This window comes from Microbacterium sp. RD1 (assembly GCF_052220165.1).
Lineage (GTDB): Bacteria > Actinomycetota > Actinomycetes > Actinomycetales > Microbacteriaceae > Microbacterium.
This window is the reverse complement of the sequence record NZ_JBQPOL010000002.1, coordinates 42,230-65,061: the sequence shown is the minus strand read 5'-3', so window position 1 is coordinate 65,061 and position 22,832 is coordinate 42,230. Positions and strand designations below refer to the sequence as shown.

22 protein-coding genes are annotated in these 22,832 nt (G+C 69.8%); 13 read left to right on the top strand and 9 right to left on the bottom strand.

Annotated elements, in window-relative coordinates:
* Positions 1 to 65: 65 nt before the first annotated feature.
* The 5 genes from gap to ACTU3I_RS09140 all read left to right on the top strand — a co-directional run bounded on the left by gap (position 66) and on the right by ACTU3I_RS09140 (position 3,766).
* A complete protein-coding gene (gap, locus tag ACTU3I_RS09160) occupies positions 66 to 1,073 on the top strand; it encodes a type I glyceraldehyde-3-phosphate dehydrogenase (protein WP_442925378.1) in 1,008 nt (335 codons plus the stop codon).
* 9 nt (positions 1,074 to 1,082) lie between these two features.
* Positions 1,083 to 2,300, top strand: a complete 1,218-nt coding sequence (locus ACTU3I_RS09155) for a phosphoglycerate kinase (protein WP_442925377.1) — start codon at positions 1,083 to 1,085, stop codon at positions 2,298 to 2,300.
* Positions 2,288 to 3,079 (top strand): triose-phosphate isomerase, encoded by a 792-nt coding sequence (tpiA, locus tag ACTU3I_RS09150; protein WP_442925376.1) that lies wholly within the window; start codon positions 2,288 to 2,290, stop codon positions 3,077 to 3,079. The genes ACTU3I_RS09155 and tpiA overlap by 13 nt, the downstream gene beginning before the upstream one ends.
* A gap of 80 nt (positions 3,080 to 3,159) precedes the next feature.
* A complete protein-coding gene (gene secG / locus ACTU3I_RS09145; RefSeq protein WP_442925375.1) occupies positions 3,160 to 3,408 on the top strand; it encodes a preprotein translocase subunit SecG in 249 nt (82 codons plus the stop codon).
* 1 nt (position 3,409) lies between these two features.
* Positions 3,410 to 3,766 (top strand): RNA polymerase-binding protein RbpA, encoded by a 357-nt coding sequence (locus ACTU3I_RS09140; protein WP_442925374.1) that lies wholly within the window; start codon positions 3,410 to 3,412, stop codon positions 3,764 to 3,766.
* Positions 3,767 to 3,796: 30 nt separating this feature from the next.
* Here ACTU3I_RS09140 and pgl read toward each other — a convergent pair whose 3' ends face one another.
* From pgl to tkt, 6 genes are read right to left on the bottom strand one after another with little or no spacing between them, the layout of a single operon-like run.
* Positions 3,797 to 4,588, bottom strand: coding sequence for a 6-phosphogluconolactonase (gene pgl / locus ACTU3I_RS09135; protein ID WP_442925373.1), 792 nt, complete (start codon positions 4,586 to 4,588; stop codon positions 3,797 to 3,799).
* Positions 4,581 to 5,552 carry a glucose-6-phosphate dehydrogenase assembly protein OpcA gene (locus ACTU3I_RS09130; protein WP_442925372.1) on the bottom strand — a complete coding sequence of 324 codons (972 nt, stop codon included), beginning with the start codon at positions 5,550 to 5,552 and terminating at the stop codon, positions 4,581 to 4,583. Before ACTU3I_RS09130 ends, pgl begins: the two co-directional genes overlap by 8 nt.
* The gene (zwf, locus tag ACTU3I_RS09125; protein ID WP_442925371.1) at positions 5,549 to 7,099 is read right to left on the bottom strand and encodes a glucose-6-phosphate dehydrogenase; all 1,551 of its coding nucleotides are present in this window, start codon (positions 7,097 to 7,099) and stop codon (positions 5,549 to 5,551) included. The genes ACTU3I_RS09130 and zwf overlap by 4 nt, the downstream gene beginning before the upstream one ends.
* A gap of 10 nt (positions 7,100 to 7,109) precedes the next feature.
* Positions 7,110 to 8,732: a glucose-6-phosphate isomerase gene (locus ACTU3I_RS09120; protein ID WP_442925370.1), complete on the bottom strand. Its 1,623-nt coding sequence runs from the start codon at positions 8,730 to 8,732 to the stop codon at positions 7,110 to 7,112.
* The gene (gene tal, locus ACTU3I_RS09115; protein ID WP_442925369.1) at positions 8,729 to 9,868 is read right to left on the bottom strand and encodes a transaldolase; all 1,140 of its coding nucleotides are present in this window, start codon (positions 9,866 to 9,868) and stop codon (positions 8,729 to 8,731) included. The genes ACTU3I_RS09120 and tal overlap by 4 nt, the downstream gene beginning before the upstream one ends.
* A 10-nt stretch (positions 9,869 to 9,878) precedes the next feature.
* Positions 9,879 to 11,978, bottom strand: a complete 2,100-nt coding sequence (gene tkt / locus ACTU3I_RS09110; protein ID WP_442925368.1) for a transketolase — start codon at positions 11,976 to 11,978, stop codon at positions 9,879 to 9,881.
* Between the two features lie 213 nt (positions 11,979 to 12,191).
* Here tkt and ACTU3I_RS09105 point away from each other — a divergent pair, with 213 nt between their 5' ends.
* Positions 12,192 to 13,118 (top strand): heme o synthase, encoded by a 927-nt coding sequence (locus tag ACTU3I_RS09105; protein WP_442925367.1) that lies wholly within the window; start codon positions 12,192 to 12,194, stop codon positions 13,116 to 13,118.
* Positions 13,119 to 13,622: 504 nt separating this feature from the next.
* Here ACTU3I_RS09105 and ACTU3I_RS09100 read toward each other — a convergent pair.
* On the bottom strand, positions 13,623 to 14,030 hold the full coding sequence (locus tag ACTU3I_RS09100) for a dinucleotide-utilizing enzyme (RefSeq protein ID WP_442925366.1): 408 nt from the start codon (positions 14,028 to 14,030) through the stop codon (positions 13,623 to 13,625).
* A 55-nt stretch (positions 14,031 to 14,085) separates the two neighbouring features.
* A complete protein-coding gene (locus ACTU3I_RS09095) occupies positions 14,086 to 15,036 on the bottom strand; it encodes a COX15/CtaA family protein (protein WP_442925365.1) in 951 nt (316 codons plus the stop codon).
* A gap of 254 nt (positions 15,037 to 15,290) precedes the next feature.
* Between ACTU3I_RS09095 and sufB the strand changes: the two genes are divergently transcribed.
* From sufB to ACTU3I_RS09060, 7 genes are read left to right on the top strand one after another with little or no spacing between them, the layout of a single operon-like run.
* Positions 15,291 to 16,709, top strand: a complete 1,419-nt coding sequence (gene sufB, locus ACTU3I_RS09090) for a Fe-S cluster assembly protein SufB (protein WP_442925364.1) — start codon at positions 15,291 to 15,293, stop codon at positions 16,707 to 16,709.
* A complete protein-coding gene (gene sufD, locus ACTU3I_RS09085; protein ID WP_442925363.1) occupies positions 16,710 to 17,897 on the top strand; it encodes a Fe-S cluster assembly protein SufD in 1,188 nt (395 codons plus the stop codon).
* Positions 17,894 to 18,220, top strand: coding sequence for a non-heme iron oxygenase ferredoxin subunit (locus ACTU3I_RS09080; RefSeq protein ID WP_442925362.1), 327 nt, complete (start codon positions 17,894 to 17,896; stop codon positions 18,218 to 18,220). The genes sufD and ACTU3I_RS09080 overlap by 4 nt, the downstream gene beginning before the upstream one ends.
* Complete coding sequence (gene sufC / locus ACTU3I_RS09075; protein WP_442925361.1) at positions 18,221 to 18,994, top strand: Fe-S cluster assembly ATPase SufC; 774 nt, start codon at positions 18,221 to 18,223, stop codon at positions 18,992 to 18,994.
* A gap of 26 nt (positions 18,995 to 19,020) precedes the next feature.
* Entirely contained in the window at positions 19,021 to 19,350 is a 330-nt protein-coding gene (locus tag ACTU3I_RS09070; RefSeq protein ID WP_442925360.1) for a metal-sulfur cluster assembly factor, read from the top strand.
* 44 nt (positions 19,351 to 19,394) lie between these two features.
* Positions 19,395 to 20,555 carry a MalY/PatB family protein gene (locus ACTU3I_RS09065; RefSeq protein WP_442925359.1) on the top strand — a complete coding sequence of 387 codons (1,161 nt, stop codon included), beginning with the start codon at positions 19,395 to 19,397 and terminating at the stop codon, positions 20,553 to 20,555.
* A complete protein-coding gene (locus ACTU3I_RS09060; protein WP_442925358.1) occupies positions 20,552 to 21,940 on the top strand; it encodes an MFS transporter in 1,389 nt (462 codons plus the stop codon). Before ACTU3I_RS09065 ends, ACTU3I_RS09060 begins: the two co-directional genes overlap by 4 nt.
* Here ACTU3I_RS09060 and ACTU3I_RS09055 read toward each other — a convergent pair.
* The gene (locus tag ACTU3I_RS09055) at positions 21,910 to 22,827 is read right to left on the bottom strand and encodes a siderophore-interacting protein (RefSeq protein WP_442925357.1); all 918 of its coding nucleotides are present in this window, start codon (positions 22,825 to 22,827) and stop codon (positions 21,910 to 21,912) included. The genes ACTU3I_RS09060 and ACTU3I_RS09055 overlap by 31 nt on opposite strands.
* Positions 22,828 to 22,832: the final 5 nt, after the last annotated feature.

Below are 22,832 nucleotides of genomic sequence, written 5' to 3'. Positions count from 1 at the left end.
CGCCGTCCGATCTGGAAAACCCTCATCACAGCGCGTTTCGCGCACGACCAATCAGGAGTGAATCCGTGACCGTCAAGATCGGGATCAACGGCTTCGGCCGCATCGGACGCAACTACTTCCGCGCGGCGCTCGCGCAGGGTGCCGACCTCGAGATCGTCGCGGTCAACGACCTCACCGACAACAAGACGCTCGCCCACCTGCTCAAGTACGACTCCATCACCGGCCGCCTGGATGCCGAGGTCAGCTACGACGAGGACAGCATCACCGTCGACGGCAAGGTCATCAAGGCCTTCGCCGAGCGCGACCCCGCAAACCTCCCCTGGGGCGAGCTGGGCGTGGACATCGTCATCGAGTCGACGGGCTTCTTCACCAAGGCCGAGCTCGCCAAGAAGCACCTCGAGGCGGGCGCCAAGAAGGTGCTCATCTCCGCCCCCGCCACCGGTGACGACGCGACCATCGTCATGGGCGTGAACGAAGACGTGTACGACCCCGCGAACCACCACATCATCTCGAACGCGTCCTGCACCACCAACTGCCTGGCGCCGCTGGCGAAGGTGTTCAACGACGCGTTCGGTATCGAGAACGGCCTGATGACCACGGTGCACGCGTACACCGCCGACCAGAACCTCCAGGACGGCCCGCACAGCGACCTGCGCCGTGCCCGCGCCGCCGCCATCAACATCGTTCCCACCTCGACCGGGGCCGCCAAGGCCATCGGCCTCGTGCTGCCGGAACTGAAGGGCAAGCTCGACGGCTTCGCGCTGCGCGTCCCCGTCCCCACCGGCTCGATCACCGACCTCACCGTCACGGCCTCGCGCCCGGTCACCGTCGACGAGGTCAAGGCCGCCTACAAGGCCGCCGCCGAGGAAGGACCGCTCAAGGGCATCCTGAAGTACACCGAGGACGAGATCGTCTCCAGTGACATCGTGACCGACCCGCACTCGTCGATCTTCGACGCGGGCCTGCTGCGCGTCATCGGCAATCAGGTCAAGCTCTCGAGCTGGTACGACAACGAGTGGGGCTACTCCAACCGTCTGGTCGACCTGACCGAGTACGTCGCCGAGCGCCTGTAAGGCTCGCTGATGGCTCTGCGCACCCTCGCATCCCTGGGGTCGCTCGCAGGCAAGCGCGTCGTCGTCCGTTGTGACCTCAATGTTCCGCTCGCGGACGAGGTCATCACGGACGATGGCCGTGTGCGCGCGTCCCTGCCCACGCTGAACGCCCTGATCAACGCGGGCGCCCGCGTCGTCGTGGTGTCCCACCTCGGCCGGCCCGACGGCACGCCGGAGGCGAAGTACAGCCTCGCCCCGGTGGCGCAGCGACTGTCGGAGCTGCTCGGCAAGCCCGTCGCCTTCGCGCGGGACACGGTCGGCGAGTCCGCGCACGAGGCGGTGGCCGCGCTCGAGGACGGCGACGTGGCCGTGCTGGAGAATCTGCGCTTCAATCGCGGCGAGACGTCCAAGGACGACGGCGAACGGCGCGCCTTCGCCGAGCAGCTCGCGGCTCTCGGCGATGCCTTCGTCTCCGACGGTTTCGGGGTTGTGCACCGCAAGCAGGCGAGCGTCTACGATCTGGCCGAGATCCTGCCGTCCGCGGCGGGCCTTCTGATCGAGGCCGAGCTCGATGTCCTCGAGCGGCTGACCGAGCGCCCCGACCGTCCCTACACGGTGGTCCTGGGGGGATCGAAGGTCAGCGACAAGCTCGGTGTCATCGCGCACCTGCTGCCGCGCGTGGACCGGCTCCTCATCGGCGGGGGGATGATGTTCACCTTCCTCGCCGCGCAGGGGTACGACGTCGGCGCGAGCCTGCTCGAGAAGGACCAGATCGACACCGTGAAGGGCTATCTCGCCGACGCGCGCGAGCGCGGGGTCGAGATCCTCCTGCCGGTGGACGCGGTCGTCGCCGCCTCCTTCTCCGCCGATGCCGAGCACGTCGTCGCCGACGCTCACGGGCTCGAGGACACTCCTTTCGGAGCAGCCGGGCTCGGATTGGACATCGGACCCCGCACGGCGGCCTCGTTCAACGCCGCGATCCGCGACAGTCGCACGGTGTTCTGGAACGGTCCGATGGGCGTGTTCGAGATGGCACCGTACGCGGCGGGAACACGCGCGGTCGCCCAGGCGCTCACGGAGGTCGACGGGCTGAGCGTCGTGGGCGGGGGAGACTCCGCTGCGGCAGTCCGCCAGCTCGGTTTCGGCGACGACGACTTCGGTCACATCTCCACCGGCGGCGGCGCGAGCCTGGAGTTCCTCGAAGGAAAGAAGCTTCCCGGACTGGAGGTCCTCGGATGGGCTCGGTAGCTCGTACCCCTTTCATCGCCGGCAACTGGAAGATGAACCTCGATCATCTGCAGGCCGTGGCATTCGTGCAGAAGCTGCACTGGACGCTCAAGGAGGCCAAGCACGACAGCGGCGATGTCGAGGTGGCGGTCTTCCCGCCGTTCACGGATCTGCGCACCGTGCAGACCCTCGTCGACGCCGACAAGATCCCGTTCGGCATCGGCGCGCAGGATCTCTCCGCGCACGACGCCGGTGCCTACACCGGTGAGATCTCGGGGCAGTTCCTCGCGAAGCTCGATCTCCGCTACGTCATCATCGGGCACTCCGAGCGTCGCCAGTACCACGCCGAGAGCGATGAGATCGTCGCCTCGAAGGTGCAGGCCGCGCTTCGTCACGGGCTGGTCCCAGTGATCTGCGTCGGCGAGACGGCGGAGGATCTGGAGCAGTTCGGCGCGAGCGCGGTGCCCGTCGGGCAGCTGAGGGTCGCGCTGGAGGGTGTCCCCGCCGACGCCGACATCGTCGTGGCCTACGAGCCGGTGTGGGCGATCGGCTCGGGCCAGGCGGCGACTCCGGAGCAGGCGCAGGAGGTGTGCGCGAAGCTCCGCGAGGTCGTGGCCGACGCCCTCGGCCCGGATGCGGCGGCCAGGACCCGGGTGCTCTACGGGGGCTCGGTGAAATCGGGCAACATCGCCAGCTTCATGCGCGAGCCCGACGTCGACGGCGCGCTCGTGGGCGGCGCGAGCCTCGTGGTCGACGAGTTCGCCGCCATCGTGCGCTACCAGAAGCACGTCGGCGTCTAGCTTCGACAGGCTCAGGCACCGTCGCCCGTATACTTGACGCTTGTGCGACCGGGGAGGGTCGCCGCGAAAGGCTTTTCACTGTGCAGATCATCGAGTTCGTCCTGCAGGTCCTGCTGGGCATCACCAGCCTCCTGCTGACCCTGCTGATCCTCCTCCACAAGGGGCGCGGCGGCGGCTTGTCGGACATGTTCGGCGGCGGCATGACCTCCGCGCTCGGCTCGTCCGGGCTCGCCGAACGCAACCTCAACCGATTCACGATCGTCCTGGCGCTGGCATGGTTCGTCTCCATCGTCGCGCTGGGCCTCATCACGAAGTTCCAGGGACTCTGACATGGCGACAGGCGGCAACGCGATCCGGGGAACGCGCGTCGGCGCGGGTCCGATGGGCGAGCAGGACCACGGCTTCCACGCAGACCGCGTCGCGGTCTCCTATTGGGACGCTCTCGGCAACGAGACCGTGCGGTATTTCGCCGCCGGCATCCCGGAGGAGGAGATCCCCGAGGTCATCGACTCTCCTCACTCGGGTCTTCCGGCCGGCCGCGACAAGGAGAATCCTCCCGCGCTGGCCAAGACCGAGCCGTACAAGACGCACCTCGCGTACGTGAAGGAGCGCCGCACCGAGGAAGAGGCCGAGACCCTTCTCGACGACGCTCTGCAGCAGCTGCGCGAGCGCCGCGGCCAGCTCTGACGTCTCGTCCCGCCGTGTGCGGCGGTCCGCTCAGTATTCGCGGTCGATGAGCTGCGGCGGCACCTGGGCCGCGGCCGCGTCGTCGACGAACAGCACCGTGCGACGGCGGCCCTTGGCGCCCGCCGCCGGCACTGTCGCGTAACTGGCTCCCGCCAGCGCGAGTCCGAGCGCCGCAGCCTTGTCCGCGCCGGAGATGACCATCCACACCCGCTTGGACGAGTTGATCACCGGTCGGGTCAGCGAGATGCGCTCGGGCGGCGGCTTAGGGGAGTCGCGGACGGCCACCGTCGCCCGATCGGTGATCTGGATCTCCGGCCGATCGGGGAAGAGCGACGCGATGTGGGCGTCGGGTCCGACGCCCAGGAAGCACACGTCGAAGGACGGCCACGGGCCGGTCTCGGACCGGTCGGCAGGAGCGAACTGCGCGAGCTCGTCCGCATAGGCGACCGCGGCGGCATCCAGGTCGAGGGACTGGTCGCTGGAAGCCATCGGGTGGATGTTCTCGGCGGGGATCTGCAGCGCATCCAGCAGCGCCTGGCGCGCCTGCTTCTCGTTGCGGTCGTCGGAATCGCGCGGCACCCAGCGCTCATCTCCCCACCAGAAGTGCACGCGCGACCAGTCGATGCCGGCTATCCGCTCCTCCTGCGCTGCGGCACGCAGCACGGCGCCGCCCATCGTGCCCCCGGTGAGGCACACGTGGACGGTCTTGCCGGCGTCGACGCGCTTGGTGACGCGGTCGAGGAAGCGCCGTGCGACGCTGACCGCGAGCGAGGAGGCGTCCTCGCTGATGACCACGCGCTTCTCGTTGCCCGCATCAGCCATGTGTCGCCGCTCCCTTGCCGCTGCCGTCGAGGTCGGACCGCTCGAGCAGTTCCATGCCCTCGGTGATGACGCGACCGTACAGCACGTCGGGGTCGAGCCGTCGCAACTCCTCGGCGAGGCACTCGCGCAGCGTCCGCCGGGGGAATGCGAGCTCATGCGTGGGCTGACCGGGCTGCGTGAGCACCGCGACGCCCGGGCGGGGGCGCTCGAGCAGCGTGTCGCCGCTCGAGCGCGTGAGGCGCACGCTCTTGATGCCGCTCGCCCACTCGTCGGCGGGGAGGTACGCCGAATCCACCGGCACCCCGAGCTTCAGGCGGAGCCAGGCCGCCAGGAGCACCGTCGACGGGGAGTCGGCCGCGCCGCGCACCTCGACGGCCGTGACGGGCTCGTAGGGCGGCTGGTCGAGGACGGCGGCCAGCTGCTCGCGCCAACGCGTGAGCCGTGTCCAGGCGAAGTCGGTGTCGCCGGGGGAGTAGTGGCTGCCGAGGTCGTCCACCCATGCGGACGGGTCGGCCTGCGCCGATGCATCCGTGATCCGGCGCTGCGCGATGCGGCCGATCGCGGAGCCGGCGGGCGAGGGCGGGGTGTCGGCGGGCCACCAGGCCACCACCGGCGCGTCGGAGAGCAGGAGACCCGTCACGAGACTCTCGGCGTTGGATCCGGCGGCGCCGTACGCGCGGAGCACGACGACCTCGCTGGCCCCGGCGTCGCCGCCCACGCGGATCTCCGCGTTCACGCGCGGCTCCGCGTCCGCGTCCTCGTCGATGAGCACCACGAGGACGCGCATCGGATGCTCGCGGGACGCGTCGTTCGCCGCTTCGATGACCTCTTCTTCGGCACCGTGCGACGTGACGATGATGAGGGTCAGCACGCGGCCGAGGGCGACCGCACCGCCCTCCTCCCGCACATTGACGAGCGCCTTGGAGATCTGGCTGACGGTGGTGTCGGGCAGGTCGATGATCACGGGCGCCTCCAACTGCGGCCGTCGCGGGCGAGGAGTTCGTCGGCCGAGGGCGGACCCCACGAACCGGGCGAGTACTGTTCCAGCGGGCCGCCCTGCTCTGCCCAGAACTTCTCGATCGGATCGAGGATCTTCCAGCTGAGCTCGACCTCTTCGTGGCGGGGGAAGAGCGGCGGATCCCCCAGGAGCACGTCGAGGATGAGGCGCTCATAGGCTTCGGGGCTCGCCTCGGTGAAGGCGTGGCCGTAGCCGAAGTCCATCGTCACATCGCGCACCTGCGTGCCGTCGCCGGGCACCTTCGAGCCGAACCGGATCGTGACGCCCTCGTCGGGCTGCACCCGGATGACGAGGGCGTTCTGCCCCAGCTCCTCCGTCTGGCTGCGACTGAACAACAGCTGCGGCGCGCGCTTGAAGACGACCGCGACCTCGGTCACGCGACGCCCGAGCCGCTTACCGGTGCGCAGGTAGAACGGCACGTCCGCCCAACGGCGCGTGTTCACTTCGAGCTTGATCGCCGCGAAGGTCTCCGTCGTGGACTTCGGGTCCATGCCGTCCTCGTCGAGGAAACCACGCACCTTCTCACCGCCCTGCCAGCCGCCGGCGTACTGCCCGCGGGCGGTGGCGAGGGCGAGATCCTCGGGCAGCCGCACCGCGGCGAGCACCTTCTCCTTCTCGGCACGCAGATCCCGGGCGTTGAAGCTGATCGGCTCCTCCATCGCGGTGAGCGCCATCAGCTGGAGCAAGTGGTTCTGAATGACGTCGCGCGCGGCCCCGATGCCGTCGTAGTAGCCGGCACGACCGCCCACTCCGATGTCCTCGGCCATCGTGATCTGCACGTGATCGACGTAGTTGCGGTTCCAGATCGGCTCGTACAGCTCGTTCGCGAAGCGCAGCGCGAGGATGTTCTGCACCGTCTCCTTGCCGAGGTAGTGGTCGATGCGGAAGATCGAGTCGGCGGGGAACGCCGTCTCCAGTGCCGCGTTCAGCTCGCGGGCCGACGCCAGGTCATGCCCGAAGGGCTTCTCGATGACGACGCGGCGCCACCCCGAGTCGCGATCCGCGCCGTCGCCGACCAGACCGGACGACTTCAACTGCTGCGCGACGAGGGGGAAGGCCTTCGGCGGGATCGACAGATAGTACGCATGGTTGCCGAGGGTGCCGCGCTCGACGTCGAGCTTCTCGACGGTCTCGCGCAGCCGCCGGAACGCCTCGGGGTCGTCGAACTCGCCCGGCACGAAGCGGATGCCCTCGAGGAGCTCCTTCCACGTCTCGTCGCGGAACTCGGTGCGGGCGTACTGCTTGACGGCGTCGTGGACGACCTGCGCGAAGTCCTGGTCCTCCCAGTCGCGCCGGGCGAAGCCCACCAGCGCGAAGCCGGGGGGAAGCAGTCCGCGATTGGCGAGGTCGTACACGGCGGGCATGAGCTTCTTGCGCGCCAGATCACCGGTCACGCCGAAGATCACCAGGGCGCTGGGCCCCGCGATCCGGCTGAGACGACGGTCCTCGGGGTCTCGCAGCGGGTTGTGCCCACGGGAGATCTCAACGGTCATTCGGGATTCCTTACTGCGCGGCCTCGAACAGAGACAGCACCTCGACCGAAGGGTCGGTGAGCGTGAGAGTGACGACGGGTCGGCCGTGCTCGGCCAGCACGCCGGCGTCCCCGGCGGCCTGGGCGCGCAGCAACTCACCGAAGGTGTACGGCCGGCCCGGGATCTCCAGGTCGACCTCGCTGTGCTCGACGATCTGCAGGAAGACCCCGACCGCCGGACCGCCCTTGTGGTACTGCCCCGTGGAGTGGAGGAAGCGCGGGCCCCAGCCGAACGTGGTCGGCCGGCCGGAGTCGGCCGCGACGAGCTCGCGCAGACCCTGCAGCTGCGGCACGGCGAGACGGTTGGCATATGCCTGGAGCGCGACGTACCCGTCGGCGGGCAGGCGTTCCCAGAGGGCGTCGAGGACGCCGGCGAGGGTCCCGGACGCGGCAAGAGCCGGGTCGCTCACGCGGACCTCGACGCCGTCGACCGTGAACGCCGGGGGAGCCTGTTCCGGCCGCGACTCCAGCAGCCCCCGCGTCGCCGCCTTGGCCGATTCGACGTCGGGCTGGTCGAACGGATTGATCCCCAGCATCCGCCCCACGATCGCGGTGGCGTACTCCCAGACGATGAACTGCGCGGCGAGCGAGCCGCTCACCAGGATCTCGCCGTGGTGGCGTTCGAACAGGCGGAGGTGCTCCGCGTCGTCGACGAAGCGGACGATCTGCAGGTCGGCGGCGGGCGGATTCTCCACCTCGGGAGACACGGGCAGGAGCACCACCGGCAGGATCCCGGTGCCGGTCTTCCCCGTCGACTCCGCCAGGAGCTGCTCGATCCAGTCGGGGAGGCCGGGGAGGTGGGTGCCGTCGGCGACGAGACCCAGTTTGTCGCGCCGCGGGTCTCCGCCGGCGATCGCCGCGGCCAGGACCAGCGCCGGGTTCTCGGGACTGTCGATCGCGACTTCCAGGAGCGTCGCGTCCGCCTCGTCGAGGAGCTCGTCGATGTCGACACCGGCGAGCCCCGCCGGGACGAGCCCGAAGGCGGTGAGGGCGGAGTACCGGCCGCCGACCTCGGGGTCGGCGAGGAAGACGCGGTAGCCGGCGGCACGCGCGGACTCCTCCAGGGGCGACCCGGGGTCGGTCACGACGATGATGCGTTCGGCGGGGTCGATACCGACGTCGCGGAACGCCGCCTCGAACGCCCGGCGCGCCGCATCCGTCTCGACCGTCGACCCCGACTTCGAGGAGACCACGAGCGCCGTCTGCGCCAGCCCACCCGCCTCCGCGTCGCCGTCGATCGCGGCGAGCACCTGGCCGGGTGCGGTCGAATCGAGGATGACCAGCGGCACGCCGCCGCTCTGCGCGATGACCTCCGGCGCCAGCGACGAGCCGCCCATGCCCGCCAGGACGATGCGCGTCACGCCGGCCGCGATGAGCGCCCCGCGGAGCTCGACGATCTCGGCGACGAGGGGGCGGGAGACCGTCACGGCCTGTACCCAGCCGAGGCGGCGCGAGGCCTCTGCCTCGGCCTCCGCACCCCACAGCGAGGGGTCACCGGCGGTGATGCCCGAGGCGATCAGCGACGCGACGAGGCCCGGGACCGTCGTCTCGACGAGCTCCTTGGGGCGCCCGGAGACGTGGATCTCGAAGCTCACGCGTCGCCCTGCGGAGCCGACGCCGCGTCGGTGGTACCGGCCCGCAGGGCCGTGGACACGGTGTCCTGAAGCTCGTGCCAGGAGGCGATGAATTTCTCCACGCCCTCGTCCTCCAGCACCTGCGTCACGTCGGCGAAGTCGACGCCGACGGCGGCGAGCTGTGCGAAGAGGTCGCGAGCGTCGGCGTACGCACCCGTCACCGTGTCGCCGGTGACGACGCCGTGGTCGAACGTGGCCTGCAGTGTCTTCTCGGGCATCGTGTTCACGACCCCCTGCGCGACGAGCTCGGTGACGTAGAGCGTGTCGGGGAGCGAGGGATCCTTGACCCCCGTCGAGGCCCACAGCGGCCGCTGCACCGTGGCGCCGGCGTCCAGCAGCGCCTTCGCGCGCGGCTCGGCGAACTTCTGCTGGAACAGCTCGTAGGCCAGCCGGGCGTTGGCCAGGCCCGCCTTGCTCTTCAGGGCGGCCGCCTCGTCGGTGCCGATCGCGGTGAGGCGCTTGTCGACCTCGGTGTCCACGCGGGAGACGAAGAACGAGGCGACCGACTGCAGGGTGCTGATGTCGTGGCCGGCAGCCTGTGCCTTCTCGACGCCGGTCAGGTAGGCGTCGATGACCTCGGCATAGCGCTCGAGGCTGAAGATCAGGGTGACGTTGACGGAGATGCCGGCGCCGATGACCTCGGTGATGGCGGGGAGCCCCGCTTTGGTGGCGGGGATCTTGATGAGGACGTTGTGCCGATCCACACGGGCGGAGAGGTCCTTGGCCTGCGCGATCGTGCCCTCGGTGTCGTGGGCGAGGTCGGGGGAGACCTCGATCGACACGCGGCCGTCGACGCCGCCACTGGCGGCGAACACCGGCTCGAACACATCGGAGGCGTCGCGGACGTCGTCGGTGGTGATCTCGAAGATCGCCTCGTCCGTCGTCGCGCCCTTCGCGGCGAGCTGCTTGACCTGTTCCTCGTACGCTTCGCCGTTCGCGAGGGCGCCGGCGAAGATCGTCGGGTTGGTCGTGACGCCCACGACGTTGCGGGTGGCGATCAGGTCGGCGAGATTCCCGGTGGAGATCCGCTCTCGCGACAGGTCGTCGAGCCAGATGCTGACGCCGGCGGCGGACAGCTGTTCGGTGGGGGTGCTCATGGGGATCTCCTTATTTCGCTGCGGCGGCGATCGAGTCGCGGGCCGCCTCGACGACCGCCTCGGCCGTGAAGCCGAACTTCTCGAACAGGGTCTTGTAGTCGGCAGAGGCACCGAAGTGCTCGATCGACACCGAGCGCCCGGCATCGCCGACGAGGCCGCGCCAGGGGAGGGCGATGCCGGCTTCGACCGACACGCGGGCGCGGACGGCCGAGGGCAGCACCGACTCACGGTACGCCTCGTCCTGCTCGGCGAACCAGTCCAGTGACGGCGCCGACACCACGCGAGCGTTCACGCCCTCCGTCGCCAGCTGCTCCCGGGCGGCGACGGCGAGCTGGACTTCCGACCCGGTGCCGATGAGGATGACGTCCGGCGTGCCGTTCGGCGCCTCGGCGAGCACGTAGGCGCCGCGAGTGGCCGCCGCGGCGGCGGCGAACGTGTCGCCGGATGCCTCGCCCTCGCCGCGCGCGAACACCGGGATGTTCTGCCGCGTCAGCGCGAGACCGGCGGGGCCGGCGTGACGACGGAGGATCTCCAGCCATACGACGGCCGTCTCGTTCGCGTCGGCGGGCCGCACCAGCGAGAAGTTCGGGATCGCGCGCAGGGTCGCCAGCTGCTCGATGGGCTGGTGGGTCGGCCCGTCCTCGCCCAGGGCGATGGAGTCGTGCGTCCAGACGAACACCGACGGGATGTTCATGAGGGCAGCGAGGCGCACCGGCGGGCGCATGTAGTCGCTGAAGATGAGGAACGTTCCGCCGAACGGGCGGGTCGGTCCGTGCAGCACGATGCCGTTGACGATGGCGCCCATGGCGTGCTCACGGATACCGAAGTGCAGCACGCGGCCGTAGGGCGAGCCGGCCCACTCGTGGGTCGACCACTCCTCCGGGATGAAGGACTTGGCGTCCTTGATGGTGGTGAGGTTGGACTCGGCGAGGTCGGCCGATCCGCCCCACAGCTCCGGAAGCTCCGCCGCGAGGGCGTTGATGACGAGGCCCGAGGCGGCGCGGGTGGAGACGTCCTTGCCCGCCTCGAAGGCGGGAAGCGCTTCGGCGATGTCGGCGGGGAGCTCGCGCGCCTGCAGGCGGTCCCACAGCGCCTTGCGGTCGGGGTGGGCCGCGGCCCACGCGTCGAAACGCTCCTGCCACGCGGCCTTCTCGGCCTCACCGCGCTCGACGAGAGCACGAGTGTGCGCGAGGACGTCGTCCGCGACGGCGAAGTTCTGCTCGGGGTCGAAGCCGAGCACCTCCTTGGTGGCGCGCAGCTCGTCGGCGCCGAGGGCCGAACCGTGGATCTTGCCGCTGTTCTGCTTGCCGGGGGAGGGCCATCCGATGATCGTCTTCAAGACGATGATCGAGGGCCGATCGGTCTCGCCCTTGGCGGCCTCGATGGCGGCGTACAGCTCCTGGACGTCCTCGACGTACTGCCCGGTCTTCTTCCAGTCGACCGTCTGCACGTGCCATCCGTACGCCTCGTAGCGCTGGGCCACGTTCTCCGTGAAGGCGACGTTGGTGTCGTCCTCGATGGAGATCTGGTTCGAGTCGTAGATCACGACGAGGTTGCCGAGGTTCTGGTGTCCGGCGAGCGAGGATGCCTCACTCGTGACGCCCTCCTCCAGGTCGCCGTCCGAGGCGATGACGAACACGTGGTGGTCGAAGGGGCTCTCGCCGGCGGGAGTCTCGGGGTCGAACAGGCCGCGCTCGTAGCGCTGGGCATAGGCGAAACCGACCGAGGACGACAGTCCCTGGCCGAGCGGGCCGGTGGTGATCTCGACGCCCTTGGTGTGGCCGTACTCCGGGTGACCGGGCGTGAGGGAGCCCCACGTCCGCAGCGCCTCGAGATCGGACAGCTCGAGTCCGAAGCCGCCGAGATACAGCTGTACGTACTGCGTCAGCGACGAGTGCCCCGCCGACAGGATGAACCGGTCGCGCCCCGGCCAGTGCGGGTCGGCCGGGTCGTGACGGAGCACGCGCTGGTACAGCAGGTACGCCGCCGGAGCGAGGCTCATCGCCGTACCCGGATGGCCGTTCCCCACCTTCTCCACGGCATCCGCCGCCAGCACTCGCGCGGTGTCCACCGCTCGCCGATCGATCTCATCCCACTGCAAGTCCGACACCCGGTCGCCTTTCTCGATCCCTGCCGCCCAGCCGCACTCGGAACGCGGGGGCGAACCCGCGAGGGTCAGGGGGAATGCGCTGGGCGCGCGTGTATGGCCAGCATAGCGAAACGGTGCTTCGACGAGGGCCGGGATGACGCCGGGCGACGCGGTCGTCCGGAGCGCATGGCCTAGACTGGGAGCGACCGGATTGCGGCCGTACAACGGGGGACGATGGACATCTCGACGACGTCGAACGTGAGGCCGACGACCCCCGAGCGCTCCCTCGGCCGCACCGTGCGTGCCTACGTCGCGCTGACCAAACCGCGCGTCCTCGAGCTTCTGCTGGTGACGACAGTCCCGGTGATGATCCTCGCGCAGAACGGCCTGCCGAACCTGTGGCTCGTGCTGGCGACGGTCATCGGCGGCTCGTTGAGCGCCGGATCGGCCGCCGCGTTCAACATGTATCTCGACCGCGACATCGACGCGCACATGCAGCGCACCGAGAACCGCCCGCTCGTCACGGGCGCGGTCTCGCCCCGTGGAGCGCTCGTCTTCGCGTGGACGCTGGCCCTGACGTCGACGGTGTGGCTGCTGGTCACCACGAACTGGGTTGCGGCGACCCTGTCGGCCAGCGCGATCTTCTTCTATGTCGTGATCTACACGATGATCCTCAAGCGCCGCACCGAGCAGAACATCGTGTGGGGCGGTATCGCCGGTTGCTTCCCCGTCGTGATCGGCTGGTCCGCGGTGACCGGGTCGCTCAGCTGGCCCGCGCTCATCCTCTTCGTCCTGGTGTTCCTGTGGACGCCGCCGCACTACTGGCCGCTGTCGATGAAGTACAAGGACGACTACGACGAGGCCGACGTCCCGATGCTGGGCGCCACCCGCAGCGGCTCGCAGGTGGGCCTGCAGGTGATCCTCTACGCGTGGGCGACCGTGGCGTGCTCGCTGCTGCTCATCCCCGTCGCATCCATGGGCCTGGTGTACTCCGTCTCGGCGCTGGTGTTCGGCGGATGGTTCGTCTACGAGTCGCACCGCCTCTACGCGCGGTCGGTCCGCGGAACCGAGCCGCGCCCCATGCGCGTCTTCCATGCGTCGATCACGTATCTGACGCTGCTGTTCGTGGCGATCGCGGTCGACCCGCTGCTGCCCTTCTGATCCGTCCGGTCTGACCGGTCCGGCTCAAGCCCGGTGCCCCAGTCGGGGACTCCCGAAAGACTGGCCGTGGGGCCGACATGCCGTGGAACCCCCTGGAGGGGTCGGGGTGTCGGACCTCGGGCCAGTCTTCTTGGATAGGGATCGAGGGTGGGCTGGGTGATCGGCCCGTTGACGGTGGAGTGGACGGGCATCCATTCCCATCCGACCTGGTGGGTCGAAAAGACTGGCCGTGGGGCCGACATGCCGTGGAACCCCTGGAGGGGTCGGTGTGCCGGACCTCGGGCCAGTCTTTTCGGATAGGGGTCGAGGGTGGGCTGGGTGATCGGCCCGTTGACGGTGGAGTGGACGGGGAATCGATTCCGCCCGACCTCGTGGGTCGAAAAGACTGGCCGTGGGGCCGACTTGCCGTGGAACCCCTGGAGGGGTCGGGGTGTCGGTTGTGAGGCCAGTCTTTCGGGATGCCGGTCGAGGGCAGGGGAGACCGGCCGGGCGGAATCGACGGAGTCAGTCGCGGGCGGAGGGGGGCGGCGTGGCGTCGCTCGGAGTCTCCACGTCGGGGTCCTCGGCGATCACCGGGGCGGCTGCCGGCGCCGGGATTGTCTCGTCCTCCGACGTCCATTCGATCTCTTCGACGACCTCGGCGACCCGCGGCCGGAGCGACGCGATGGCGGCGACGGTGAGGGTCAGGAGAATCCCGAGGAGACCGGCGGCGAGGACGGCGCCCGCGCCGATGACGGCGGACTGGCTGACGAAGACCTCGACGTTCGACTGCTCCGTGGGGGTCGTGATGGCCGATTCGATGCGGCCGAGCCGGTCGGATACCAGCCAGCCCCCGACGGCGGTGAGCACGACGGAGACGACGAGGAGCACCCAGAACGGGATGTTTCGGATGAGGGAAGGTCGAGAATTCATCCGCCCAGCCTGACGCATCAGCTCGCGCTTCGCCTCGGCGGCGGCGATGAATCCGCTATGAGCGGACAGATTCGCGTGCGGCGGTGAGATGCATCACCACGGCGGTCATCGCCGCGACCGAGAGCACCGCGAGCACCATGTGGATGTTGACCAGGACGATCGGAAGGCCCGTGCGGGCCTGCCACAGGCCCACGACGACCTGCGCGATCTCGACGGCCAGGAGAAGACCCACCCACAGTCGCAGACGAAGCACGGGGGGCGTGCGCCACGTTCCGACCAGCAGCACGACCGTCGCCGCGAGGAGCGCATACGCCGGCCAGGAGTGCACGTGCTGCATGAACTCGGAATCCAGGCCGTTGCGCGCCGCGCCGCCGTCGCCGGCGTGCGGGCCGGAGCCGGTGACCAGGATGCCCACGACCACCGTGACCAGCACCAGCGCGCTGGTGACGTGGGTCACCGCGGCGAACCACGCGGGCACGGCTCGCACGCGGGGGCCGGGTGTCGCGTAGACGCGCGCGACGAGCACGGCGGACAGGGCGACCAGGATGACGGAGGCGAAGTAGTGCAGCCCGACGACATAAGGATTGAGATTGGTCAGCACTGTGATGCCGCCGATGATCGCCTGCAGCGGAACGTAGAGGCCGATCGCGAGCGACAGCCAGAACAGGTCGCGCCGCTGGCGCCGCATCCGCACGACGAAGAGGAACATCACGATCGCCACGGCGACGAGGACGAATGTCAGCAGGCGGTTGCCGAACTCGATGACGCCGTGGATTCCCATCTCCTGCGTCGCCACGAGCGACTCCGGCGTGCAGCGCGGCCACGTGGGGCAGCCGAGCCCGGATCCGGTGAGGCGGACGAGCCCGCCGGTGCCGACGATCCCGACCTGCACGACCAGCGTCGCCCACGCCGCCGCGATCACGCGGCGGCCGATGCTCGCCGGCAGCCAGCTCCCGGCTCCGCGGCGCCGCGCGGTGTCGACGGGCACGGGGGTCTGGACGGTCATTCGGGTCGCCTCCTGAAGGCTCCGGCCCCGCGCACGCGCGTGCCCGGGCGGCGGCCCCGGGGGCAAGCCGGAACCTGTAGAATCGAGTGGTCGGAGATGCTGCGCTCGCGCGTCCCGCATCACTGACATTCTAGGCGCGCGTCCTGCGCCACGAGCGGGCCCACCAGCGGCGTCCCCCCTCCGGAACTCCACGGAGGACGTGGGAATGCCGGGACGGAGAACACCGTTGCGGCCCGAGAGGAGAGTGACCCGACATGGCTGATGTCCTGATCGACCGCCCAGAGCTCGACGGACTCGGAGTCTACGAGTTCGGATGGCACGACGCCGACGCCGCGGGCGCCAGCGCGAGGCGAGGCCTGAGCGACGCGGTGGTCCGTGACATCTCCGGGCTGAAATCCGAGCCGGAATGGATGCTGAAGACCCGGCTGAAGGGTCTGCAGCTGTTCGAGCGCAAGCCGATGCCGACGTGGGGCGCAGACCTCAGCGAGATCGACTTCGACAACATCAAGTACTTCGTCCGCTCCACCGAGAAGCAGGCGCAGACGTGGGAAGACCTCCCGGAAGACATCCGCAACACGTATGAGCGCCTCGGCATCCCCGAGGCCGAGCGGCAGCGTCTCGTCGCGGGCGTCGCCGCGCAGTACGAGTCCGAGGTGGTCTACCACCAGATCAACGAGCAGCTCGAGGCCCAGGGTGTCATCTTCATGGACACCGACACCGCCCTGCGCGAGCACCCGGAGTTCTTCCAGGAGTACTTCGGCACCGTCATCCCGGCGGGCGACAACAAGTTCGCCGCGCTGAACACGGCGGTGTGGTCCGGCGGGTCTTTCGTCTACGTCCCCAAGGGCGTGCACGTGGAGATCCCGCTGCAGGCGTACTTCCGTATCAACACCGAGAACATGGGACAGTTCGAGCGGACGCTCATCATCGCCGACGAGGGCTCCTACGTCCACTACATCGAAGGCTGCACCGCGCCGATCTACAAGAGCGACTCGCTGCATTCGGCGGTGGTCGAGATCATCGTGAAGAAGAACGCCCGCGTCCGGTACACGACGATCCAGAACTGGTCGAACAACGTCTACAACCTGGTCACCAAGCGTGCGGTCGCCCACGAGGGCGCGACGATGGAGTGGGTCGACGGCAACATCGGCTCCAAGGTGACGATGAAGTACCCGTCGATCTTCCTGATGGGCGAGCACGCCAAGGGCGAGACCCTGTCGGTCGCCTTCGCCGGTCCCGGTCAGCACCAGGACGCCGGCGCGAAGATGATCCACATGGCCCCGTACACGCAGTCATCGATCGTGTCCAAGTCGATCGCCCGCGGGGGCGGCCGCGCCGGGTACCGCGGCGAGGTGCGGGTCGACGCCAACGCGCACCACTCCGCCAACACCGTCCGCTGCGACGCGCTGCTCGTCGACACGATCTCGCGCTCGGACACGTATCCGGCCATCGACATCCGCGTCGACGACGTGCAACTCGGGCACGAGGCCACGGTGTCGAAGGTGAGCGAAGAGCAGCTGTTCTACCTCATGAGCCGGGGCATGCCCGAGGACGAGGCCATGGCCATGATCGTGCGCGGCTTCATCGAGCCGATCGCCCGTGAGCTGCCCATGGAGTACGCCCTCGAGCTCAACAAGCTCATCGAGATGGGCATGGAAGGATCCGTCGGCTAGATGACGACCACAACCACCCCCCTGCCGGGAAGCACAGCGCACACCGACGGAGGATGGGGCCGCGCCGACGTGCCCATCCAGACCCGCTCGGAGCGCCCCTGGTCCTACGACCCGGCGGACTTCGCGGCGCCGACCGGGCGCGAGGTCAACTGGAAGCACACCCCGGTGGCGCGTCTGGCGCCGCTGTTCGCGAACGAACCCGCCCCGAGCGGTGTCATCGGCGTCGAGGTCTCCGCGCCGGAGGGCGTGGAGCAGCGGCGTCTCGCTCCCGGCGCGGCGCCGCGCGGCGAGATCTTCCGCCCCGAAGACCTGCCGAGCGCCATCGCGTGGGTGCAGGAGGCGGAGGCTCCGCTCATCCGCATCCCCGCCGGCGTCGAGCTGGCCGAGCCCGTCGTGGTGCGGCTGACCGGCACCGGCGGCGTCGCCCACGCCCACGTCGTGATCGAGGCCCAGGCGAATGCGCGGGGCACCGTGATCCTGCGGCACGAGGGCAACGCGTCTCAGGCCCAGAACGTCGAGATCATCGCTCGCGACGGCTCCGACCTCACCGTCATCTCGCTGCAGCGCTGGGAAGACGAGGCCGTGCACCTCTCCGCGCATCAGGCGCGCGTCGATCGCGACGCGCGGCTCACCCACGTCGTCGTGAGCCTCGGCGGCGGCGTCGTGCGCGTGAACCCGTCGGTGGAGCTTGCCGGTGCCGGCGCGGAGGGGCGACTGTACGGTCTGTCGTTCGCCGATGCCGGGCAGCATCTCGAATCGCAGGTCTACCTCCACCACAAGGGCCCGCACACCACCGGCGACGTGCTCTACAAGGGTGCGCTGCAGGGGGAGAGCGCTCGAAGCGTGTGGATCGGCGACGTGCTGATCGGGCGCGACGCGGTGGGCACCGACTCCTACGAGGCCAACCGCAACCTCGTGCTCACCGACGGCGCTCGCGCCGACTCGATTCCGAACCTCGAGATCGAGACCGGCGACATCGTCGGTGCCGGTCACGCCAGCGCGACCGGCCGATTCGACGACGAGCAGCTGTTCTACCTGCAGGCTCGCGGCATCGCCGAAGACGAGGCACGACGCCTGGTCGTCCTGGGATTCCTCAGCGAGATCGTGCAGCGCATCGGGATCCCCGCGCTCGAGCAGGAACTGACCGAGGCGATCGAGCAGGAACTTGCCGAGGGAGGCGCGCTGTGAGCGCCACCCGCGTGCTCGCCCTCAGCGAGCTCGAACAGGACACCCCGGTGCGGGTGGAGGTCGGCGGGGTCCCCATCGCGGTCGTCCTGGACTCGGCCGGAGAGGTGCACGCGATCGGCGACACCTGCACGCACGGCGACATCTCGCTGGCGGAAGGATTCGTCGACGGCGACACGCTGGAGTGCTGGGCGCACGGCTCCGCCTTCTCGCTGCGCACCGGCCACCCCCTGAACCTCCCGGCCTACGAGCCGGTGCCCGTCTACGCGGTCGAGATCGACGGCGACGACGTGCTCATCGATCCCACCCGAACGAAGGAAGTCTGAATGTCTGTCCTGGAGATCCGCGACCTGCACGTCACGGTCGAGACGGATGCGGGCACCACGCCCATCCTCAACGGCGTGACCCTCACGATCGGCACGGGCCAGACCCACGCGATCATGGGTCCGAATGGGTCGGGGAAGTCGACCCTCGCGTACACGATCGCCGGCCACCCCAAGTACACGGTCACGAGCGGGTCGATCACCCTCGACGGCGAGGACGTGCTGGCGATGACGGTCGACGAGCGCGCCCGTGCCGGCCTGTTCCTCGCGATGCAGTACCCGGTCGAGATTCCCGGGGTCACCGTCACGAACTTCCTGCGTACGGCCAAGACCGCCGTCGACGGTGAGGCCCCCGGCATCCGAGCCTGGACGAAGGACGTCAAGGATGCCATGAAGAACCTGCGCATGGATCCGAAGTTCGCCTCCCGCAACGTCAACGAGGGCTTCTCGGGCGGCGAGAAAAAGCGTCACGAGATCCTGCAGCTCGAGCTGCTGCAGCCGAAGATCGCCGTGCTGGACGAGACGGACTCCGGTCTCGACGTCGACGCGCTGAAGATCGTCTCCGAAGGGGTGAACCGCGCGAAGGAGAACACCGACCTGGGCGTGCTCCTCATCACGCACTACACGCGCATCCTCCGCTACATCCGCCCGGACTTCGTCCACGTCATCGTGAGCGGCCGCATCGTCGAGGAGGGCGGCCCCGAGCTGGCCGATCGCCTCGAGGAAGAGGGATACGACCGATTCCTCGCCGAGGCCGAGACCGCGGTCGACGCCTGAGGGCGAACGACGCGTAGGATCGTTATATGACCGCAACACTCGCTCCCGAGAAGTATGACGAGGTCACCGAGGCCCTCAAGGACGTCATGGACCCCGAGCTCGGGGTCAACGTCGTCGACCTCGGGCTGATCTACGACCTCGCCTGGGATGACGAGAACGACGCGCTCGTCATCCACATGACCCTCACTTCTGCCGGCTGCCCGCTCACGGATGTGCTCGAAGAGCAGACTGCCCAGGCGCTGGACGAGGTGGTCGAGCGGTTCCGCATCAATTGGGTGTGGATGCCGCCGTGGGGTCCGGAGCGCATCACCGACGACGGGCGCGACATGATGCGCGCGCTCGGTTTCGCCATCTGACGGGCGGCTCGAAGGCACGCCGATCCTCGACGTAGGCTCGCTACGTGAGTGTTCCCCCGTTGCGCGCCCTGCCGCTCGAGCAGCTTCGGGCGCGATCCAGCTCGAAGTGGCGTACGTACGGCGACGACGTCCTGCCGCTGTTCGTCGCGGAGACCGACTTCCCGCTCGCGCCCGCGATCACCGCGGCGCTGACGGCCGCCGTGCTGCGCGGAGACACCGGCTACACCCCGCCGGACCCGGGGATCGCTCAGGCGTTCGCCGCCTTCGCCCAGCGCCGTTTCGGGTGGAGCGTCGATCCTGCCCGCATCCGGTGGACCGGTGACGTCATGCAGGGCGTCGTCGAGGTGCTGCGTCTCGTCGTCCGGCCGGGGAATCGAGTGGTGGTGACTCCGCCGGTCTACCCGCCGTTCTTCGACACCGTCGAAGAGGCCGGGGCTGTCGTCGAGCGCGTCCCCCTCGTGGACGACGGGTCGCGCTGGCGCCTGGACCTTGCGGGCATCGAGCGAGCCCTGGCCGCCGGTGCCCGTGCCGTGCTGCTGTGCAATCCCCACAACCCGACCGGCACCGTCCACGACCGCGAGACGCTCGCCGAGCTCGCGCGCATCGCCGCGCGTCACGGGGCGTCCGTGGTCAGCGACGAGATCCACGCCCCTCTCGTGCACCCGGGGGCCACCTTCACCCCGTTCCTGGACGCGGGGCCGGATGCGGCGGCCGTGGGATACGCGATCACCAGCGCGAGCAAGGCGTACAACCTCGCCGGGTTGAAGTGCGCCGTCATCGTCACGTCGAGCGCGGACACGACCGCCGTCATCCGCCGACTGCCGTGGGAGGTGGAGTGGCGGACGGGGCTGTTCGGCGTCCTGGCCGGCAACGCCGCCTTCGCGCCCGAGAGCGACCCGTGGCTGGACGGCCTCCTCGCCGCCCTCGACGAGAACAGGCACCTCCTCGCCGAGCTTCTCGCCGCACACCTGCCCGAAGCCCGGTATCGCCTTCCGGATGCCGGATTCCTGGCCTGGGTCGACGTGTCGGCGTACGGGTGGGGCGACAACCCGGCCCCGCGCATCCGTCGCGAGAGCGGCGTGGCCCTTCACCACGGTCCGCTCTTCGGGGCCGAGGGCGCCGGTCACGTGCGCATCAACTTCGGCTGCGCGCCCGAGGTGCTGCGCGAGGCCGTCGAACGCGTCGGCGCCCTGGCGCGGGCGTGAGCACACCCGCCGTCGAAGGGGTCTGGAGTGCGCGTTTCGTCTGGGTGACCCTCGGCGCCCTCGCGCTGATCTTTCTCGCCGCCATCCAGTCGCTCGCGGTGACGACGGTGATGCCCGTGGTCAGCGACGACCTGTCGGGTGCGGCGCTGTATGCCGTCGCGTTCTCCGGGACGCTCGCCGCGAGCGTGGTCGGCATGGTCGCGGCGGGGGCGTGGTGCGATCGCGGGGGAGTGCTCGCCCCCCTCACCACCGCGGTGGTGCTCTTCGTGCTCGGCCTCCTGCTCGCCGGCGCGGCGCCGACGATGGAAATCCTCGTGGCGGGGCGCCTCCTGCAGGGTCTGGGAACGGGCGGGGAGACCGTCGCGCTCTACGTTGTGGTGGCCCGGGTCTATCCGGCCGCTCTCCACGGCCGCATCTTCGCGGCGTTCTCGGCGGCGTGGGTCGTGCCCTCCCTCATCGGGCCGTTCCTCGCGGGGGCGGTGGCGGAGTTCCTGCACTGGCGCTGGGTGTTCTTCGGAGTCGCCGCACTCACCGTGGGAGCCTTCGCCATGGTCGTGGCACGTCTGCATGCCCTGCCGCTGGGCACCGACCACCCCTCGAGCGCGCGCGTGGCTCCGCGCCTCGCCCTGGCAGCGATCGTCGCCGTCGCCGCGCTCGTGCTCAGCCTGTCGGGCGGGCTGTCCACCTGGGCGTGGATCGTCGTCGCGGTCTCGGGGACGATCATCGCGCTGGCGGTGCGGCCCCTGCTGCCGCCGCGCACCCTCGCGGCGGCGAGGGGGCTGCCCAGCGTCGTCCTCATGCGCGGACTCATCGCCGGGGCGCTGTTCGGCGCCGAGGTCTACGTGCCGTACCTCCTCATCGACCAGTACGGCTTCTCTCCCACGTGGGCGGGCCTCGGTCTCACCGTCGCCGCGCTCGCCTGGGCAGGCGCCGCGGAGGTGCAGGGGCGCATCGGAGATCGCCTGGGGAACGTCCGGATCTCGGTGTTCGGCGTGACGATGCTGCTCGCCGCCACCGCCGCGGCGCTCACCACCGCGCTCTGGCACCTGCATCCGGCGATCCTCATCTGCGGATGGGCGCTGGCCGGCGCGGGCATGGGGCTGATGTACCCGCGGTTGACGGTGCTCACGCTGTCGTACTCGACGCCGCGCGATCAGGGCTTCAACTCCTCGGCGCTGGCGATCTCCGATGCGCTCGGATCGGCCGTGACCATCGCCGTGATGGGTCTCGTCTTCACGGGCCTGTCCGCGTCGGGCTCGGGATTTCCCGCGGTCTTCGCGATCGCCGCCGCACTCGCCCTCCTCGCCCTGGCGCCGGGCCTGCGGCTCGGTCGTGTGGAGGAGGGCGGTGAGGATCAGTTCTCCGCGCGACCCTCGCGCCAGTAGCCCATGAACGCCACGGCACGACGGTCGACGCCGTGCTCGCTCACGAGGTGGCGCCGCAGCGTCTTGATGGCGCCGGCCTCCCCGGCCAGCCAGGCATACAGCGGCGCGCTCTTCAGCGCGGCACCGCCCTTCGCCGTCCGCGGCACCTCCCACAGGATGCCCTCGTCGATGTCGATCTCCTCCACCTCGGCCCCGCGCCCTCCGGGGACGAGCTCCGCGGCGGCACGCTCGACGGCGTCCACGAGATGCGTGTGCCGCGCTGCCCCGCCCCGCGCCGCGCCGCGGTAGCGGAATCCCGGGTGGGACGGGAGATAGGCGATGTCGCGCTCGTGCGGCACCTCGAGCACCACGACACCGGTGGCTGTGGCCGGCAGTTGCTCGAGGATCACCGCGAGGGCGGGCGCCGCCGTCTCGTCGCCGGCCAGCAGGTAGGAGCCGGTCGAGGCGGGCGGGACGAAGTCGATGCCGTAGCTGATGCCGGTGTGCGCGGTGGTCGGTGCGTAGATGAGCACCTCGTCGCCGACGCCGGCGCGGTCGATCCAGGCGGATGCCGGGCCCCGGACGTCGTGCGCCACCATGTCGATGTCGACCTCACCGACGGCGTTGCGCACGGCACGGGTCGTGTACGTCCGAAACGGCGGGCGGGTGAGCTCGGGCAGCTCGCGCCATTGCGCATACCAGTCCTCGCCGACCGGCATCGCGTCCAGCGTCGTGAGCTCGGTGGGGAAGACGACCTTGATCCGCTGATCCAGCCCCGGGTCGCCGTAGTCGGCGAGATCGCCGCCGGCGAACGTGAATCGGCGGAAGCTCGGCGTGAGATGGGTGATCGACTGCACCGCGGCCCGGAAGAAGCGGCTGGTGGTGAGGGGAGGAGTGGTCGTGGTCATGGTCC

Coding starts and splice junctions, on each gene's coding strand:
- ACTU3I_RS09100 (WP_442925366.1), bottom strand. CDS start 14,030: ATGAATTCTCGACCTTCCCTCATCCGAAACATCCCGTTCTGGGTGCTC.
- pgl (WP_442925373.1), bottom strand. CDS start 4,588: ATGGCTGATGCGGGCAACGAGAAGCGCGTGGTCATCAGCGAGGACGCC.
- ACTU3I_RS09055 (WP_442925357.1), bottom strand. CDS start 22,827: ATGACCACGACCACTCCTCCCCTCACCACCAGCCGCTTCTTCCGGGCC.
- ACTU3I_RS09070 (WP_442925360.1), top strand. CDS start 19,021: ATGACCGCAACACTCGCTCCCGAGAAGTATGACGAGGTCACCGAGGCC.
- sufD (WP_442925363.1), top strand. CDS start 16,710: ATGACGACCACAACCACCCCCCTGCCGGGAAGCACAGCGCACACCGAC.
- ACTU3I_RS09155 (WP_442925377.1), top strand. CDS start 1,083: ATGGCTCTGCGCACCCTCGCATCCCTGGGGTCGCTCGCAGGCAAGCGC.
- ACTU3I_RS09105 (WP_442925367.1), top strand. CDS start 12,192: ATGGACATCTCGACGACGTCGAACGTGAGGCCGACGACCCCCGAGCGC.
- ACTU3I_RS09095 (WP_442925365.1), bottom strand. CDS start 15,036: ATGACCGTCCAGACCCCCGTGCCCGTCGACACCGCGCGGCGCCGCGGA.
- sufC (WP_442925361.1), top strand. CDS start 18,221: ATGTCTGTCCTGGAGATCCGCGACCTGCACGTCACGGTCGAGACGGAT.
- zwf (WP_442925371.1), bottom strand. CDS start 7,099: ATGACCGTTGAGATCTCCCGTGGGCACAACCCGCTGCGAGACCCCGAG.
- sufB (WP_442925364.1), top strand. CDS start 15,291: ATGGCTGATGTCCTGATCGACCGCCCAGAGCTCGACGGACTCGGAGTC.
- tpiA (WP_442925376.1), top strand. CDS start 2,288: ATGGGCTCGGTAGCTCGTACCCCTTTCATCGCCGGCAACTGGAAGATG.
- tal (WP_442925369.1), bottom strand. CDS start 9,868: ATGAGCACCCCCACCGAACAGCTGTCCGCCGCCGGCGTCAGCATCTGG.
- ACTU3I_RS09140 (WP_442925374.1), top strand. CDS start 3,410: ATGGCGACAGGCGGCAACGCGATCCGGGGAACGCGCGTCGGCGCGGGT.